General features: G+C 71.6%; 14 protein-coding genes and 1 pseudogene. 3 read left to right on the forward strand and 12 right to left on the reverse strand.

Features of this window, described 5'->3' with window-relative positions:
* Positions 1-2 precede the first annotated feature (2 nt).
* Together B9W62_RS38205 and B9W62_RS38210 are read right to left on the reverse strand one after the other, a co-directional pair.
* Positions 3-920, reverse strand: coding sequence for an alpha/beta hydrolase (locus B9W62_RS38205; protein ID WP_087811480.1), 918 nt, complete (start codon positions 918-920; stop codon positions 3-5).
* Positions 917-1,474: a quercetin 2,3-dioxygenase gene (locus tag B9W62_RS38210; RefSeq protein WP_087811481.1), complete on the reverse strand. Its 558-nt coding sequence runs from the start codon at positions 1,472-1,474 to the stop codon at positions 917-919. Before B9W62_RS38210 ends, B9W62_RS38205 begins: the two co-directional genes overlap by 4 nt.
* 109 nt (positions 1,475-1,583) lie before the next feature.
* Between B9W62_RS38210 and B9W62_RS38215 the strand changes: the two genes are divergently transcribed.
* Positions 1,584-2,045: a MarR family winged helix-turn-helix transcriptional regulator gene (locus B9W62_RS38215; protein ID WP_087811482.1), complete on the forward strand. Its 462-nt coding sequence runs from the start codon at positions 1,584-1,586 to the stop codon at positions 2,043-2,045.
* Positions 2,046-2,239: 194 nt separating this feature from the next.
* Here B9W62_RS38215 and B9W62_RS38220 read toward each other — a convergent pair whose 3' ends face one another.
* The 3 genes from B9W62_RS38220 to B9W62_RS38230 all read right to left on the reverse strand — a co-directional run bounded on the left by B9W62_RS38220 (position 2,240) and on the right by B9W62_RS38230 (position 5,417).
* Positions 2,240-3,175 (reverse strand): endo-beta-N-acetylglucosaminidase H, encoded by a 936-nt coding sequence (locus tag B9W62_RS38220; RefSeq protein ID WP_087811483.1) that lies wholly within the window; start codon positions 3,173-3,175, stop codon positions 2,240-2,242.
* 153 nt (positions 3,176-3,328) lie between these two features.
* Positions 3,329-3,904, reverse strand: a complete 576-nt coding sequence (locus B9W62_RS38225; RefSeq protein WP_087811484.1) for a snapalysin family zinc-dependent metalloprotease — start codon at positions 3,902-3,904, stop codon at positions 3,329-3,331.
* Positions 3,905-4,031: 127 nt separating this feature from the next.
* Positions 4,032-5,417, reverse strand: coding sequence for a cellulase family glycosylhydrolase (locus tag B9W62_RS38230; RefSeq protein ID WP_179235880.1), 1,386 nt, complete (start codon positions 5,415-5,417; stop codon positions 4,032-4,034).
* Between the two features lie 161 nt (positions 5,418-5,578).
* Here B9W62_RS38230 and B9W62_RS41050 point away from each other — a divergent pair.
* Positions 5,579-5,746: pseudogene (locus B9W62_RS41050) on the forward strand (hypothetical protein); the annotation flags it as partial.
* 185 nt (positions 5,747-5,931) lie between these two features.
* Here B9W62_RS41050 and B9W62_RS41055 read toward each other — a convergent pair.
* The 7 genes from B9W62_RS41055 to B9W62_RS38265 all read right to left on the reverse strand — a co-directional run bounded on the left by B9W62_RS41055 (position 5,932) and on the right by B9W62_RS38265 (position 13,778).
* The gene (locus B9W62_RS41055) at positions 5,932-6,168 is read right to left on the reverse strand and encodes a hypothetical protein (RefSeq protein ID WP_256976720.1); all 237 of its coding nucleotides are present in this window, start codon (positions 6,166-6,168) and stop codon (positions 5,932-5,934) included.
* Positions 6,169-6,346: 178 nt separating this feature from the next.
* Positions 6,347-7,594: a Gfo/Idh/MocA family protein gene (locus B9W62_RS38240; protein ID WP_087811486.1), complete on the reverse strand. Its 1,248-nt coding sequence runs from the start codon at positions 7,592-7,594 to the stop codon at positions 6,347-6,349.
* 64 nt (positions 7,595-7,658) lie between these two features.
* Positions 7,659-8,816: an ROK family transcriptional regulator gene (locus B9W62_RS38245; RefSeq protein ID WP_087811487.1), complete on the reverse strand. Its 1,158-nt coding sequence runs from the start codon at positions 8,814-8,816 to the stop codon at positions 7,659-7,661.
* A 94-nt stretch (positions 8,817-8,910) separates the two neighbouring features.
* Entirely contained in the window at positions 8,911-10,410 is a 1,500-nt protein-coding gene (locus B9W62_RS38250; RefSeq protein WP_087811488.1) for a glycoside hydrolase family 36 protein, read from the reverse strand.
* Between the two features lie 75 nt (positions 10,411-10,485).
* Positions 10,486-11,832 carry an ABC transporter substrate-binding protein gene (locus B9W62_RS38255; RefSeq protein ID WP_087811489.1) on the reverse strand — a complete coding sequence of 449 codons (1,347 nt, stop codon included), beginning with the start codon at positions 11,830-11,832 and terminating at the stop codon, positions 10,486-10,488.
* Positions 11,833-11,869: 37 nt separating this feature from the next.
* Entirely contained in the window at positions 11,870-12,814 is a 945-nt protein-coding gene (locus B9W62_RS38260) for a carbohydrate ABC transporter permease (RefSeq protein WP_373433730.1), read from the reverse strand.
* A gap of 10 nt (positions 12,815-12,824) precedes the next feature.
* Positions 12,825-13,778, reverse strand: coding sequence for a carbohydrate ABC transporter permease (locus tag B9W62_RS38265; protein WP_087811491.1), 954 nt, complete (start codon positions 13,776-13,778; stop codon positions 12,825-12,827).
* A gap of 198 nt (positions 13,779-13,976) precedes the next feature.
* Here B9W62_RS38265 and B9W62_RS38270 point away from each other — a divergent pair, with 198 nt between their 5' ends.
* Entirely contained in the window at positions 13,977-14,264 is a 288-nt protein-coding gene (locus tag B9W62_RS38270; RefSeq protein WP_087811492.1) for a DUF1905 domain-containing protein, read from the forward strand.
* The last annotated feature ends 9 nt before the right edge of the window (positions 14,265-14,273 follow it).

Here is a 14,273-nt window from a genome sequence, read left to right on the forward strand (position 1 = left end):
CGCTACCGGTCCCCGGCGTCCCCGGTGCCGCGCCGGGTGCAGCGCCTGGTGAACCGCAGTGACTGGTCGAAGACGTCCTCGACCGTGGCAGGAGTCGCGCCGTGCCAGCCGTGGTCCGCGCCGGGCACGGTGCGCAGGTGCACCGGTGCGCCCAGTTCGTCCAGCCGCGCGGCGAGATCCCGGCTGTGCGAGCACGCGACCATGCTGTCCTCCTCGCCGTGGACGAGGAGGAAGGCGGGCGCGCCCGGGTGCGCGTGCGCCAGGGGGCTGGCATCCCGCGCGAGGTCCGGGCGGGATGCCGGGGCTCCGCCCAGCAGCAGGGCCTCCGGTGTGGTGGACGACTGCGGATCGAACGGGCCGCGTGCGGTGGTCAGATCGGCCGGCCCGTACCAGATCACGGCGGCGACGGGGGCCGGCCCGCTGTGCGGCGTGAGGGCCAGGAGGGAGGCCAGGTGTCCGCCCGCCGACTCGCCCCACACCACCGTGCGTTCCATGTCCAGGTCCAGTTCGGCGGCGCGCAGGCCGAGCCAGCGCAGTGCGGTGCGCAGGTCGTCGACCGGCGCGGGGAAGTGCGCTTCGCCGCTGAGCCGGTAGTCGGCGCAGGCCACGGCGACACCGGCCGCGGCGATCCGCGCGAACGGTCCGGGGTCCCATTCCCGGGTCCGCATGCCCATGTCGTCGCGTCGGCCGCGCCGCCAGGCGCCGCCGTGCACGAACAGCACCAGGGGAAGCGCCTCCCGGCCGGTGTTCTCGGGCAGCCACAGGTCCAGTTCCAGCGGCCTGCTTCCCGCGTGTTCGGCGAAGGGGACACCCCGCAGCACCCGGATGCCCGACGCGCAGCGCGCCGCGGGAGGCAGCGGCGCGACGTCCGGGCGGGGCGCGGCGATCAGGTCCCGCAGGGGGCGTTGTCCCGCCGTCACGGAGTGTGCCACTGGTGGTCGGGGAGGAACCGCACGTCGTACTGCCGGGGCACGGTGGCGAATCGTTCCGGCTCGGGCACGTAGGGCTCGGGCGGCAGTCCGAGGGCGTCGGCGGGCGTACCGAGACTCTCGAAGAAGCGCTCGAAGGTGCCGCCCGGGCCGGCGGCGACGCCGACGACCTGGCTGTGGTGGCGTTCCATGCGGTAGGCGTGACGGCAGTTCTTGGGCACGAAGCCGAAGTCGCCCGGGGTGAGCAGCTTCTCCTGCTGATCGCCCTCGGTGTCCTCGACGAACAGGCGGACCGCGCCCTGGGTGACGTAGAAGACCTCGTGGGTGTCGGTGTGCAGATGGGCCGGGATGATGTCGCCCTTGGGACCCTCGACGGTGAAGAAGTTGAAGGTGTTCTCGGTCTGCTCCCCGCCGGCGTAGATCGTGATCAGGTCGCCGAACAGATGGGCACGGTCTCCCTCGCCCTTCTCGACGAAGTACGGCTTGCCCGGTTCGGCGGGTATGCGTGAGGCGCGCCGGTAGCGTGTGGCGTACTCGATGGTCATGGCTCTCCCGTGTCGTCGCGTGCAATGTCAGGTAGCCTGACACAACGGGTTGCCGACCGCCAGTGGGCCGACGGGCGGGCCCGCCGCCCACCGCCACCGTGAGGACCTCATGCATCCCGCCGACCGCAACCTCCCGCAACTGCTGGGCGACGCCCGGCGCTGGTTCGACGAGGCCCTGCTCGCCGCACTGGAAGCCTCGGGCGCGTCCCATGTCTCCCTGACGCAGCTGGGTCTCTTCAGCGTGCTGGACGAAGACGGCACGACGGTGTCGGAGCTGGCCCGCCGGATGGGCGTCACCCGGCAGACCGTGCACCAGGCGGTCCACGGCCTGGTGCAGCTCGGACTGCTGGAACAGGCGCCCGACCCCGCCTCCGCCCGGCGACGGCTGATCCGGCGCACTCCGGAGGGGCGGCGAGCGCATGAGCAGGCCGACCGCGTGCTGCGGCGGCTGGAGGAGACGCTCGCCGAGCGGATCGGCCGGGACGCGGTCGCCGCACTGCGCGCCGCGCTCGAGTCCCCGTGGGGTCCGGCGCCGGCCGCCGGCCCCGGAACCGCCACGCCGCGCCCGTGAGGCCCGGCTCGCGGTCACCGCTGCGCAGGCGCCGGTCGGCCGAGCATGCCGTCGGCGTCTGCGTCTGTATCTGTGTCCGCGTCCGCGTCGGCGTCCGGTCGGACGCGCTGCGCGACGGCACCGGGATGGGTGCGAGTCCCTCCCGGTGCCGAGGTCGGTCTTCCTCTGACATCGTTGTCGAAGCGGCGGGCGCGTTACGGCGTGTAGACGGCCTCGCTGCCGTACAGCTCCCGGGTGAACGCGGAGACGTCGGCGCTGCGGTCGCTGCCGTCGAGGTTGTACGTCAGGTAGACGCCGTACCCCTCGTCGACGGTGCGCCGGGCGAGGCCGGCGGCCGTGCTCTGCGAGGTCCGGCCGATCTCGACGGCCGCCGGTGACAGCTTCGCCTTGGGCAGCGCGATGCCGGGGACCTGCCAGGTGCCGTAGTACGGGTTCCAGGCGTAGTCGAACGCGCCGGAGACGTCGACGCCGCCGTACGACAGCCGGGAGGCGGCCGGGCCGATGTTGTAGAGGCTGATGATCTTGCCCGGCATGTTCGCGCGCAGGGCCGTCACCAGGTGCACGAACGAGCTGTCGTTGGGCTGGCCGGTGCCGTTGTTGCCGTACTCGGCGTACTCGTCGTCGAAGTCGACGCCGTCGAGGCCGTACTCGGCCACGGTGTCCGAGAGTTGCGTGGCGAACGCCGAAGCCGCCTGCTGGGAGGGGAAGTTGGCGAACCCGGCGCCCTGGTGGTTGCCCAGCACCGAGAGGAGGACCTTGATGCCCTTCTGCTGCAACGGCCGGATCTGCGTGGCGGCGTTGTCGAGGACGCGCTGCACGTTCTCGTTGAAGTGCAGGTACGCCATCTTCGAGGCGGTGTCGTAGTTGATGTTCGCCGCGAAGATCACGGCGACGTCGAAGGCGTTGCCGCCCCCGTCCGCCAGTGTGTACTTGCCGACGTTGAGCATGCTGTTGTTGTTCACCTCGATGTAGGCCACCGAGGTCGGCCCCTGCTTCGCGGGGGCGGGGGCCGCTGGAGCGGCGGTCGCCGCGGTCGCGCCGGTCGCGGTGGTCGCGCTGAGGACGAGGGCCGCGACGGCCGAGAGCGCGAGCGCCGCCGTCCGCACTCTTCTCCGTGCCAGAGTGAACATGGTTGATCGGTCTCCCCACGCATGGCCGGCGCCCGCCTGTTCGGTGCGCCGAGCGAGTGCCTCGAGTCTTCCGCTGCCGAGGCCGAAGCCCGGGAAGTGTGCTCGAACTCTTCACGGCTTCCCCGCACGGCGCACTCCAGCGGCCCTGCCCGGTCAGTCCTCGACGAGCACGGGTACCAGTGGCGCGACCTCCGACGGCGAACCGGCCGCCCCGCCGAAGTTGCCCTCGACCTCCGCCTTCTCGGCCGCGTTCGGATAAGGGTTCGTGCACGCGGTGCCCGCGCTGGAGCCCGACATCAGGCTGGAGCACGGCCCGGGTTTGCGGTCCGGAAGGCCCAGGATGTGGCCGAGTTCGTGGGACGAGATGCGTACCGTGTCGTACCCCTCGTCCACCGCCTGACGGCCGATCCAGACGGTGCCGTTGCCCAGGGACGTGGTGAGCGCGCGCGGCCAGCCGTCGTCGGCCAGGACGCGTATGTTGGCCCGCTGTCCGGCCGTGGCCGGACGCAGCTCCGCGCCCTCGACGCTCTCGTTCCAGATCGCCGCGCCCCGGTCGACGGCGGACCTGAACTCCGCGGAACCGCTCGCGTCGTAGGTGAGGACCCGGGCCGCGGCCGGGGAGTCCGCCGCGTGGGGCGGCGAGCCCGCGGCCACGGCCTCGCCGCTCAGCAGCGGCAACGACAACAGCGCGGCCACCGCGAGGTGTCCGGTCAGTGTGCGGACGTGCATGCTCGACCTCCTTGTGGGGGAGAGGAGTCGTGCTCATGACATCACTGGCCTCCCTGCCCACCGGGCGCCGCTGTCAATCAGTCAAATGCGCGCGGGGCCCCGGACGCCTCCGGAGCCCCGCCGGGCGTCAGCTCGTCGGGAAGTCGTCGGCGGTGCTGATCCGGCTCTTCAGCAGGGCCCCGGACTCGGTCAGTACGCCGCTGCTGCCGTAGTCGGTGCCCGCGCAGGTGCCCGGCTTGAAGGCCGCGCTGCCCTCGTCGGCGTCCGAGTACGTCCAGTTCGCATAGCTGATCTTCAGCCGGTCGAGCAGATCCAGCCACGCGACGCTGCTCGCCCGGTCCACCGCACCGCCGCCGGTGGCGCTCACCGTGCCGAACTCGGACACGAACAGCGGCAGTTGCGTGGCCGCCCGGCTCACCGTCGCGCGGTAGGCGTCCTTGTGGCTCGCGGCGTAGAAGTGGAAGGCGTACATGATGTTGGTCGCGTTCACGGGGTTGTTCACCACCTCGCTCTCGTTCGCGCCGTCCGAGACGCCCAGTGAGGACCAACCGCGGGTGCCGACGATGACGACGGCGTCCGGGTCGGCGGCCCGGATCACCGGGATGACCTGCTCGGCGTAGCTCTTGACGGCCGTCCAGCTCACCCCGTTGGGCTCGTTGGCGATCTCGTAGATCACGTTCTCCTTGTCCGCGTTGCGGGCGGCCACGGAGGAGAAGAACGTCTTGGCGCGGTCGAGGTTGTAGTTCGGGTCGCCCGGCGTCAGCGTGTGGAAGTCGATGACCGCGTACATGCCGCGTGCCTCGGCCATGTCGACCAGGGTGTTCACCCGGCCGGTGAAGCCCGCCGGGTCGGTCTCGTAGCCGTCCTCCTGCACGTACATGGCGACGCGCAGCAGGTCCGACTTCCAGTCCTGCGCCAGTGCGTCCAGGGACGTGTCGTTGTAGCAGGGGCCGAACCACTGGATGCCGTGCGTGCTCATCCCGCGCAGCTGTACGGGGCGGTCGTACTGGTTGCACAGGTGCACACCGCAGACGTGCAGCTTTCCGTTGACGGCGGTCGGGGTGCCGTCCGCGGGCGGGTCGGTCGGGGGATCCGTCGGCGGATCGGTGACGGAACCGGTGCAGGTCACGCCGTTGAGTGCGAAGGACGTGGGTGCCGGGTTGGAGCCGGTGAAGGAGCCCACGAAGCCCAGGTCGGCCGACGCGCCGGTGGACAGCGTGCGGTTCCAGTCGACGCCGCCGGCGGTGACCGTGGAGCCGGACTGCGACCAGGACGCGTTCCATCCCTGGACGACCTTCTGTCCGGCGTCCGGCATCGTGAACCCGAGCGTCCACCCGCTGACCGGGTCACCCAGATTCGTGATCTTCACCCCGGCCTGGAAGCCGCCCTCCCACTGGCTGGTGACGGTGTATTCGGCCTTGCAGCCGTTTGCGGCCTGTGCCGGGGGTCCGGCCAGCGCGGTGAGTCCGATGGTCGACGCGACGGTCGCGAGCAGGGCCAAAAGGCGTTTCACGGGTTTCCTCCCGAGGTGTCGCGAGCATGACAATAGGGAACGCATTATGGGAGCGCTCCCAAAGCCTTCGGGCCGAGACCGTACACCGGTGCGCCGGTGCGCGACAGAGGTCGGACGGTCCGACTGTCAGGATCGGGTCAGGAGGTGCCGGTGGCGGACTGATGGCGGGTCAGCTCCGCGGCCAGGTGGTGCATGGTTCGCAGTCGACGCCCGATGCCCGACGGGAGACGCCGGGAGACCGGCGTGCGCAGTTGGTCGAGGCGGCCGTCGACCATGTCGCGGCACACGGCATCGCCGACCTGAGCCTGCGCCGACTCGGCGCCGCGATCGGGGCCAGTCACCGCATGCTGATCCACTACTTCGGCTCCAAGGAACAGCTGCTCGTCGAGTTCGTCCGGGCCTCGGAGCGCCGCCAGCGGGAGTTGTTCTCCCACCTCCGCTCGCAGCCCTGCCTCCCGCCCGCTGATGTCGCGCGGCTGCTGTGGCGGCAGTTGACCGATCCCGGCGTGGCCGGTCAGGGGCGGCTCTTCTTCGAGATCTGCGGACAGGCGCTGCGCGGCCGACCCGAGGCCGCCCCGATCCTCGAAGGCCTGGTGAGCGACTGGCTGGAGCCCCTGGCGGCCGCCGAGGCCGCGGCCGGGGCGTCGCCCGGCGCGGCCAGGAGCCGCGCCAGGCCGGGACTCGCCACCGTGCGCGGTCTGCTCCTCGACCTGCTCGCCACCGGTGACCGGGCCGGCGTGGACTCGGCCATGGAGGAGTTTCTGCGGCTGTACTACGGCGCGGAGTGCTCCGGCGCCGCCGCGGTCCGCTCGCCCCCCCCGCACCGTCGCGGACGACCGCCCCGCAGTCCCGGCAGGGGCGGTCGGGCCGGGCGCCCCCCCGCGGCACGCGGGTCACGTACGCGGCTCCCGGTGCGCGGGCCGCGCGGGTCAGGTACGCGGCTCCCGGTGCGCCGGCCGCGCGGGCTGGTGCCGCCGGAAGTAGTCGACGATCGCCGCCGACGGTGCGCGTACGTCGACCGGAGTGCCGCCCGAGCGCAGCGAGGTCGTCGCGGCGACCGCGGCGGCGACCGCCTCGCGCGCCGCCACCGGGGAGGTGTCCGTGGGACCTCCGGAAACGGCGAAGCGGAGGAACTCGTCGACCAGTGCCCGGTCCGCGCCGCCGTGGTCGTCCTGGGACGGTGTGGGGACGGGGACGGTGAGGTCGGCGTCCCGCCGGTAGCCGGAGCGGCGCCGGTTCCACACCTGGATCGTCGCGGGGTCGCCCTCCATGCCGTCGCCGAAGTTCTCCAGCCGGCCCTCGTCCCCGATGACGGTGTAGTTGCGCCAGTAGTCCGGCGTGAAGTGGCACTGCTGGTAGCTGGCGAGCACCCCGTTGTCCAGGCGCGTCAGCATCATGCTGATGTCCTCGACGTCGACGACGGGATTCAGGTCCCGCAGTGCGGACGGCGGCCAGATCTCCGGGTCGAACCAGTCGGGCATGCGCCCGCCGGCCGGCGCCGGGTCGCCGGCCCCGCGCCGCGGGTTGTCGCCGTACACCGACAGGGCGCCCTGGGCGACGACGTTCCTGGAGTAGCCGCCGGCCAGCCAGTGGATCACGTCGAGGTCGTGGGCGCCCTTCTGTAGCAGCAGGCCCGTGGTGTTGGCGCGCTCGGCGTGCCAGTCCTTGAAGTAGTAGTCCCCGCCGTGGCCCACGAAGTGACGGCACCACACGGCGCGCACCCGCCCTATCGCCCCGTCGTCGATCAGCTCGCGCATCCGCCGCAGCACCGGGAGATGGCGCAGGTTGTGACCCACGTACAAGCGGCTGCCGGAGTCGTACGCGGCCTGGAGCAGCGTGTCGCAGTCCTCGACGCCGATCGCCAGCGGCTTCTCCACGAACACCGGGACCCCGGCGGCCAGGAAGAACAGCGCGGGCCGCGTGTGCACGTGGTCCGGCGTGAGCACGAACACGGCGTCCAGGCCGTCGTCGGCCATCTTCTCGTACCGCTCGTGCAGCACCACGTCCGGACCGAACAGGGCCCTGGCGTCGTCCCGGCCCCGCGGATCCGGATCGGCGCAGGAGACGACCCGGGCGACGCCGGGACGGTTCGCCAACGCGGCCACGGGCGCTCGCTGGCCGACGCCGATCACGCCGACGCGCAGTTCCGACTTCGATGGCTGGTCACGGTGGCTCACGTGCTGTCCCTTCGTTCCCGACGGGGGAGAGGTGGGTTGGTGGTGTGCGGGGCGTGCCGGGCGCCTACCGGCGCGGTGCGCTCGGTGCGGCGAGCCCGTCGCCCAGCAGCCGGTCGTCGACCTCGTCCAGCGCGAGGCGCACCGCGCCCAGGGCCACGCTCTCGTCGCCGAGCGTGGAGGCGCGCAGCTCCGGCAGGCGCAGGCAGTGCTTGGTCAGTTCGCGGCGCAGCGGTTCGAGGACCACGTCGGCGGAGCGGGAGAAGCCGCCGCCGTAGACGACGACCTGGGGGTCCAGGGTCAGCACCAGGGCGGCGACCCCCACCGCGAGGTCGCGGGTGTAGCGGCGGACCGCGGCCCGCGCCTCCCGGTCGCCGTCCCGGGCCGCCTGGAAGACCCAGGCGGCGGCCTCGCCGGGTGCGGCCGTGTCCGGGATTCCGGGGCAGGTCTGAAGGTGGTCCGGGGCGGTGAGCCAGCGCACCGCCTTCAGGGCGCCGATCTCGCCCGCGGCGCCGCCGTGGCCGCGGCGCAGGGTGCCGTCCAGGATGAGCCCGGCGCCGGTGCGCAGTCCGGCGAGCAGGAAGACGATGTCGTCGGCGTCCTGCGCGACCCCCTTCCACCGCTCGGCCACGGCGGAGAGCTTGCAGTCGTTCTCCACCCGGACCGGGCAGGAGAAGCGGGCCGCGAGGTGGGCGACCGGATCGGCCTCGGTCCAGCCGGGCAGTGGCGTGGACAGGCTGGTCCGGCCCGCCGCGTCGACCGGGCCGGTCACCCCGACCGTCACCGCCCAGACGTCGTCCGGCGTCATCCCGGTGGCCCGGAGGACGTCGTCGATCACTCCGTCGACCTCCGCCAGCCGCTCCGCGGGCGGCGCCTCGGGGTCGACCGGCCGGCGCAGCGTCCGCACGAGGTTGCCCTCCAGGTCGCTGAGTACCGCCAGCACCTTGTGCACTCCGACGTCGATGCCGAGCACATGGCCGGCGTCGGCCCGGAACCGGTACCGGCGGGCCGGGCGCCCCACCACGCTGCCGGCCCCGGGCTCCTGCACCTCCGCCCAGCCCTCGGCGACCAGTGCCTGCACCAGTACGTCCACGGCGGGACGCGACAGACCGGCCCGGCCCGCGAGTTCGGTGACCGTCGACGGGGGGTTGCCGCGCAGCGCCCACACGATGGACAGCTGGTTCATCTCGCGCATCCGGGACAGGTCTGTTCCGGTCGTCGCCATGCTTGGTCACTCCCTGCGAGGGTTGCCGTGCGCGCCGCTGGATAATGCTGAGGAGTTTACTAACTCGGTTCGGCGGACGCGTTCGTGCCGGAGGTCAGGCGATCGGATACCGCTGCTCCGCCTCCGGAGCGACGGCCGGGGCGAAATCGACCTCCCGCCCGTCGAGCGCGAAGCGGTAGCGGCCGAGCCTGCGCACCTCCGGCCGCGCCCGGAGATACGCCGTCATCGTCCGCAGTTCCTCCGGGCGCAGCCACCCCGGCGGGTCCGAGACCGCACGGAAACCGCAGACGTCGGCGAGATCGCGCAGCCACCGCTGCTGCTGCTCGGTGAGCAGGTTGAGGCGGCTGCGGAAGTACACCACGTCCGGGTCCACCTCGAGGAGCGGCTGCTGCCACAGCCGGTGCACCGTGTTGACGACGGCGTTGCGGGCCAGCGCGTCGGACGGATCCCGGGTGGCGTAGTGCTCCCACATCGGGGCGACGTCCGGGCCGCTGCGCACCCCGTCGGCCAGGCCCAGCGACGGCAGCAACGGCGCCCCGCTGGCGAGCAGATACGCCTCGGGACCCGCCGCCTCCCGGATGATCCGCAGTCCGGTCCGGTACGCCTCCTCGCGGCCGACGTCCGCGAAGCGGACGCCGGGCACCGCCCCGGCCTGGAGGAAGTCGAGCTTGAGATAGGTGAACCCCCACTCCCCGACGACCCGGTGAACCATCTCCCGCAGGTGCTCCTGCGCCGCGGGTGAGGTGAGGTCGAGCGCCCAGTACCCGGTGCCCCAGTTGTGCCCGGCGACCACCGGAGCACCGTCGTCGTCGCGCAGCAGCAGCTCCGGCCGCTCCCGGGCGGTGCGCGAGCCGGGATGGACGATGAACGGCGCCAGCCACAGTCCGGGCCGCATACCCGCCTCGGTGATCCGCCCGGCCAGTGCCCCCATTCCGGCGGGGAACTTGGCGTTGGCCTCCCAGTCGCCGACGGCCCGCTCCCAGCCGTCGTCGACCTGGACGACGTCGAAGGGCAGACCGCGCAGGGCGGCGACGTCCTCGGCGAGCCGCGCCTCGGTGATGTCCTCGTAGTACGCGTACCAGCTGCACCACACGTTGCCGGCCCGTCCGTTGCCGCGTCCCATGCGTGCGCCCAGGTGCCGGGCGTAGTCCGCGAAGACGCGCTCCTCGTCGCCGTGGGCGAGGAACCAAGGGGCTCCCGCGCGTTCGTACCACCCGCAGAGCGTGTCCCGGTCCGCCGACAGCCGGGGTACGTCGAGGCCCAGGGCGCCGAGCAGCAGTACCCGGCCGTCCGCACCCTGCAACGCGGCGACGGCGGAGGAGTGGTGGCGCGCGGGATCGTCCCACACCGGGTCGTCCGCCGTCAGCCGGCGCTCCGGGTTCTCGATGCGCAGGGGTGCGGCGGAGAGCCGGCGCCAGCCGCACGGGCTCCAGGAGTTGTGACCGTGACGGTAGAAGAGCGCGTCGCCGAGACCGTGCAGCAGGGCCACCCTGCCGGGCGGCAGCAGCAGGCCGCCCTCGACGGGCTCCGGTGGGGCGTCGCCTTCGACCTCGACGGCGATGCGGTGGTCGCCGAGGTCAACGAGCTGGGCCATGTGTCTCCTTGCGGTGCGGTGCGGTGAGTGGCGGTGCGGCGGGGTGAACGCCCGCGTCGGGCCGGCTTCGGACGGCTAGCGGAAGAGGGCGTTGACCTTGTCGTTCGCCGCTTCGAGGGCGTCCTTTGGCGACGTCTGGCCGAGGATCGCCGACTGGATGGCGTCCTGGACGAGGGGATCGATCTCGGTGCCGTGCTCGGTGATGGGCAGCAGGAACGTGCCGTCCTTCGCCGCCACGGCGTCCGTGAAGACGTGGACGTCCTCGCCCTTCGCCCGGTGGGCGGCGAGCGCCTTCTCGGTGGCGGACCTGAGCGCGGGGAAGACCACGGCCCGCTTCGCGACCAGGTTCTGGCAGTCGGCCGAGGCCAGGAACTTCACCCACTTCCAGGCCTCCTCCTTGTGCTCGCTGCCCGCCCAGACGGCGTCCGAGAGACCGTTGACGGCGCTCTTGCGACCGGCGGGTCCGACCGGCATCGGAGCGAAGGCGAACTGCCGCCGCAGCTTCGGGCCGGTGTAGCTGGAGATGGCGTAGGAACCCGCGACCGTCATGGCCCCCTTGCCGGCCGCGAGCAGCTCGGAGTTGGCCATCTTCGACTGCTGGTCCAGGCGCGGCGCGTACCCCTTGTCGATCAGGTGCTTGAACCAGGAGATGGTCTCGACCAGTTTCGGGTCGTCGTAGCGGTAGTGCGTGCCCCACGGGTTCTTGTCCAGGTAGTGGAAGCCGTTGGCGGCGGCGAACTCGCCCCAGCCGTTCTGCCCCTGGGAGCCGTCGGCCCACTCGGGCAGGAAGCCGTAGACCTCGACGTGGTCCTTGTCGAAGCCGGGGTCGAGCCCGTTGCGGCCCTCGTCGTCGAGCGTGGCCCTGGCGATGACCTCCTCCAGGGTGCCGCCGTCGGAGGGGTTCCAGGTCAGCTTCGCCAACCGGTCGGCGTCCATGCCCTGTTCACCGAGCATCGCCGTGTTGTAGACCAGCGCCACGGTGTCCCAGTCCTTCGGCAGGCCGTAGCGCTTGCCGTCCTTGACCCAGGGTTCGGTGAGGCCGGCCTGGTAGCCGGAGAGGTCCACGCGGTCCCGCTCCACATAGGGCTGGAGATCCAGGACCTGGCCGCCGGAGACGTAGGTAGCGGAGTAGGTGGACTGGTTCGTCCACACGTCCGGGGCGTCGCCGGAGACCAGTTCGGTGGTGAGGTTCTGCCAGTACTGGGTCCAGGCCGTCTGGGTGAACTCGACGGTGATGCCGGGGTTGGCGCGGTGGAAGGCCGCGGCGCAGTCCTGGTAGGCGGGCAACTGCCGGTCGTCCCACAGCCAGTAGTCGAGGGAGACGGTGCCGTCGGCCGCGTCGTCGCCGCCGCAGGAGACGAGGGTGGTCGAGGCGGCCAGGCACAGCAGGGCCGCGCCGACGCGCTGGCGCAGGAATGTCATGAGAAGGGGCCTCTCTGGCTCGTGCCGCGTGCGGGGCTCACTTGACGCCGGTGAAGTTGAGCGACTCGACCAGACGCCGGCCGAGCAGGATCAGCAGGACGAGGACGGGCAGCACGGACAGCGTCGAGCCGGCCATCAGCCCCGTCCAGTCGGGCGACGTGTTGGGCGACTGCTGCTGGAAGATGCCGAGCGCGACGGTGAGGACCCGGGTCTCCTCGTCCCGGCCGGTCAGCAGCGGCCACAGGTAGTCCTTCCAGGCCCATACGGTGGTGGTGAGCCCGATGGTGAGCAGCGGGCCGCGGCTCATGGGCAGCACCACCCGCCAGAACAGGCCCCAGGCGCCCACCCCGTCGAGGACCGCGGCCTCCTCCACCTCGCGGGGGATCGACAGGAAGAACTGGCGCAGGAAGAAGATGGCGAACGGCGTCATCAGCACACTCGGCGCGACCATGCCGGCGAAGGTGTTCAGCCAGTCGAGGTTCTTCACCAGCACGAAGTTCGGCATGACGGTGAAGATCGGCGGCACCATGAGCGCGGCGATCAGCACGCCGAACACCGCGTCGCGCCCGGGAAAGCGCAGCCTCGCGAAGGCGTAGCCCGCCATGGCGCAGCACAGCGTCTGGAGCACGGCGATCAGACCGCTGTAGACCACGGAGTTGAGCAGGTAGCGCAGGAAGTCCACCTGCGCGCCGGACCCGCCGGCGGCCATGGCCTCCTCCTGGCTGGTCAGGCCCAGGACCCGCAGGAAGTTGATGGTCGTCGGGTGCTGAGGGACGAGCGCGGTGGAGTCGGAGTAGAGGTCGGCCGCCGGGGTCAGGGCGGTGCGGACCATCCAGTAGAACGGGAAGACGGTCGCCACCAGCGCGACCACGAGGACCACCCAGGCGGCGACGCGTCCCGGCGTCACGGCCCTGCGGCTCCGGGTACGGGCGACGCCCCGCGCCCCGGTCGGGACCCGGGTCTGTGTCTGTGTCCGTGTCACGTACGCCTCCTCAGGCCAGGTCCGAGCGGGAAGCGCGCAGCAGGCGCATCTGCACCGCCGTCAGCACGCCGAGGATCAGGGCGAGCATCACGGCCACGGCGGAGGCATAGCCCATGTGGAAGTAGGTGAAGGCCTGCTCGTAGATGTAGTAGTAGATGACCCGGGTCGCGCCCACCGGCCCGCCGCGGGTGGTCACCGCGATCGTGTCGAAGATCTGGAACGAGCCGATCATCGACACCACCAGCACCAGGGCGAGCACCGGCCGCAGCAGCGGCAGCGTGATCCTGGTGAACATCCGGAACTCGCCCGCCCCGTCCAAGGACGCGCTCTCGTACAGGTGCTGGGGGATCTGAAGCATCCCGGCGTAGAGCAGCAGCGCCGTGTAGCCGGTGTACGCCCAGGTGTTGACGGCGGCGATGGACGGCATCGCCCAGTCGGGCGAGGAGAAGAAGCCGGTGGTGCCCATGCCGAGGGCGTTCAGGACGTGGTTGACGAAGCCGAGGTTGGTGTCCAGCAGCCACAGCCACAGCAGGCCGACCGTCACGTTCGGGACGAGCCAGGGCAGCAGCAGCATCGCACGCAGGGCCACCGAGCGGGTCAGCCGGTGCATCAGCGTCGCCAGCAGCAGCCCCAGCACGGTCTGCGCACCGATGTTGACCACGACGTAGTAGCCGGTGACCTTGAGCGCGTTCCAGAACTGCTCGTCGCTCACCAGATCGCGGTAGTTCTCCGCGCCGGTGAAGTCCGGCGCGGCGAGGAGGTTGTAGTCGGTGAGCGAGTAGTAGACGCCGCGCACCGTCGGATAGGCGTAGAAGAGCGCGAAGCCCGCCAGCGCCGGTGCCAGGAACAGCCAGGCCACCCGCCGGTCGTCGCGGCGCTTGCGCGGCCCGCCGGAACCGGGTGCCGCGCCGGGATCCGGGCGGGCGGGTCCCGGCGGTCGCGCAACTGCGGTGTGGGCACCCATGGTTCCCCTCCGAAGGTATCTGCGCCGCACCGCTTGCCAGTGGGGCACCGTGGCTACATATTGATGAGGTGCAGTGAAACTTTGTCAATGCTGCCGTATAAAAAGGGGCGGAGGCCGCCGCCGGAGCGATGAGTTTTCCTGCCGGGTCCGGTCCTACCTGACGACACCGGAAGAACTACCGAACAGGCGGTATCCGAGATGGACGAGCAGTTCACCGCGACCTTGCTGAAGAGTCCGAACGCGGGCGGCTGGACCTACGTCGTGTGGCCCGAGTCGGTCGCGTACTTCGGCACCCGGGGCCTGGTGAAGGTCCGGGGCACGATCGACGGTCATCCCTTCCGGGGTTCCTTCATGGCTCTGGGCGACGGCACGCACAAGCTGGCCGTGAAGGCGGAGGTGCGCAAGGCGATCGGCAAGGAGCAGGGGGACACCGTGACGGTCCGCCTGCTGGAGCGCGTGGACGCCCCACGCGCGAAGCAGCAGTAGCGGCGTGGC

This window comes from Streptomyces sp. CS113 (assembly GCF_002188365.1).
Classification (GTDB): Bacteria; Actinomycetota; Actinomycetes; order Streptomycetales; family Streptomycetaceae; genus Streptomyces; species Streptomyces tendae.

What these genes read in the sequence shown, in the direction of transcription:
- B9W62_RS38245 (WP_087811487.1), bottom strand. Translation starts at nt 8,816, where the DNA reads ATGGCGACGACCGGAACAGACCTGTCCCGGATGCGCGAGATGAACCAG.
- B9W62_RS38220 (WP_087811483.1), bottom strand. Translation starts at nt 3,175, where the DNA reads ATGTTCACTCTGGCACGGAGAAGAGTGCGGACGGCGGCGCTCGCGCTC.
- B9W62_RS38225 (WP_087811484.1), bottom strand. Translation starts at nt 3,904, where the DNA reads ATGCACGTCCGCACACTGACCGGACACCTCGCGGTGGCCGCGCTGTTG.
- B9W62_RS38210 (WP_087811481.1), bottom strand. Translation starts at nt 1,474, where the DNA reads ATGACCATCGAGTACGCCACACGCTACCGGCGCGCCTCACGCATACCC.
- B9W62_RS41055 (WP_256976720.1), bottom strand. Translation starts at nt 6,168, where the DNA reads ATGGCCGAGTCCACGCCGGCCCGGTCACCGGTGGCGAGCAGGTCGAGG.
- B9W62_RS38250 (WP_087811488.1), bottom strand. Translation starts at nt 10,410, where the DNA reads ATGGCCCAGCTCGTTGACCTCGGCGACCACCGCATCGCCGTCGAGGTC.
- B9W62_RS38215 (WP_087811482.1), top strand. Translation starts at nt 1,584, where the DNA reads ATGCATCCCGCCGACCGCAACCTCCCGCAACTGCTGGGCGACGCCCGG.
- B9W62_RS38255 (WP_087811489.1), bottom strand. Translation starts at nt 11,832, where the DNA reads ATGACATTCCTGCGCCAGCGCGTCGGCGCGGCCCTGCTGTGCCTGGCC.
- B9W62_RS38270 (WP_087811492.1), top strand. Translation starts at nt 13,977, where the DNA reads ATGGACGAGCAGTTCACCGCGACCTTGCTGAAGAGTCCGAACGCGGGC.
- B9W62_RS38265 (WP_087811491.1), bottom strand. Translation starts at nt 13,778, where the DNA reads ATGGGTGCCCACACCGCAGTTGCGCGACCGCCGGGACCCGCCCGCCCG.